Source organism: Hydrogenophaga sp., from assembly GCF_051007235.1.
Classification (GTDB): Bacteria; Pseudomonadota; Gammaproteobacteria; order Burkholderiales; family Burkholderiaceae_C; genus Hydrogenophaga.
On record NZ_JBPCSJ010000495.1, the window covers coordinates 1 to 1,690 of the forward strand.

The window sequence follows — 1,690 nt, forward strand, 5'->3', positions numbered from 1 at the left end:
GGCCCTCAAGACCATGAACGACGGGCTGGCCCAGGTCGTGTCCGAGGTGCGGCTGGGCAGCGACCACATCGCCACCGGCAGCAGCCAGATCGCGACCGGCAACGCCGATCTGTCACAGCGCACCGAAGAGCTTGCCAGCAACATTCAACAGACGGCCGCCAGCATGGAGCAGCTGACCAGCACCGTGGAGCAGAACGCCGAGACCGCGCGCCAGGCCAGCGCCATCGTGCGCGGCGCCACCGACGCGGCCCGCGAGGGCGGCGAGACGGTGGGTCAGGTCGTGACCACCATGGAGGCGATCAGCCAGAGCAGCCGCCGCATCCACGACATCATCGGCGTGATCGACGGCATCGCGTTCCAGACCAACATCCTGGCGCTCAACGCCGCGGTGGAGGCGGCGCGCGCCGGTGAGCAGGGCCGCGGTTTTGCGGTGGTGGCGGCCGAGGTGCGCAACCTCGCGCAGCGCAGCGCCGAGGCGGCCAAGCAGATCAAGCAGCTGATCGGCGAGAGCGTGGACCGGGTGGAAGCCGGCACCGCGCTGGTGGCCGACGCGGGCGCCAGCGTCGGCCGCATCGTGGAGCAGGTGGCCCAGGTCCACCAGCTGATCGAGACCATCGCCTCGGCCAGCGCCGAACAGGCCGGCGGCATCGCTCAGGTGGGCAACGCCGTGGCGCAGCTGGACCAGGTGACGCAGCAGAACGCCGCGCTGGTGGAAGAAAGCGCGGCCGCGGCCGACAGCCTCCAGGGCCAGGCCCAGCGCCTGGCGGCGCTGGTGGGGCGCTTCCGGCTGGCGGGCGCCTGAGCCGGTGTGAACGGATCGGTCTGACCCATCCGTTCACAGCCGTCGGGCGCGGCCGACCGGCGCGGGAATACCCCCGCCCAGTGGCGCTTTTCGCGGCTTCAGTCTGGTGCCGCGGGGTCGATAGTTCACAGACACGTTTCGTCCGTGTGCACCGCGCACCGACGAGCTTCTGTTCCACCCCCGCGCGTTGCCGGCCCACGAGGCCCGCACCGGCGCAGCGTCCCCGCCGTCACCGCCATGTCCTCTTACCTTCAGAGCTTTCGCAGCAAAATCCTGGCCCTGGTGGCCGTGGCCATCGTGGGCATGGCCTTGCTGGCCACCTTGTCGATCTGGCAGATGCGCCAGCAGCTCATCGAGGGCCGCCAGGGCCAGCTGGTGACGGCCGTGCAGTCGGCCCACACCATCGTGGAGGGTTTCCGTGCCCAGGCCGCGGCCGGCCAGATGAGCGTGGCCGACGCCCAGAAGGCCGCACAGGACGCGCTGCGCCACTCGCGTTACGGCGCCGACGGCAAGGACTATTTCTACATCTGGTCCACCGAGGGCGTGGGGGTGATGCACCCCATCAAGCCCGAGTGGGTCGGCCGCAACATGATCGGCCAGGTCAAGGACGGTCACGGCGTGGACATCATCCGGGCGCTGACCGACGGCCTGCGCAACAGCCCCGACGGCCGCGCCTTCGTCATGACCAACTTCCCGCGCCCGGGTGAAAAGACCCCGGTGCCCAAGCTGCAGTACGTGATCCGCGTGGACGGCTGGAACTGGATGGTCGGCTCCGGCCTGTACACCGACGACCTCAACGCGATGGTGATGCGCGCCTTGCTGGGCGACCTGGCCCTGGGCCTGGTGGCGCTGCTGGCCGTGGGCGGTTTTGGCGGGTTCGTCCTGCGC

General features: G+C 70.2%; 2 protein-coding genes. Both read left to right on the forward strand.

What is annotated here, in order from left to right; all coding sequences use genetic code 11:
• The coding region (locus tag ACR2JA_RS17375; protein ID WP_434010326.1) for a methyl-accepting chemotaxis protein at positions 1 to 802 on the forward strand (802 nt) is incomplete at its 5' end.
• Positions 803 to 1,039: 237 nt separating this feature from the next.
• Positions 1,040 to 1,690 (forward strand): cache domain-containing protein (locus ACR2JA_RS17380; RefSeq protein ID WP_434010327.1); only part of this gene is annotated, 651 nt, incomplete at its 3' end.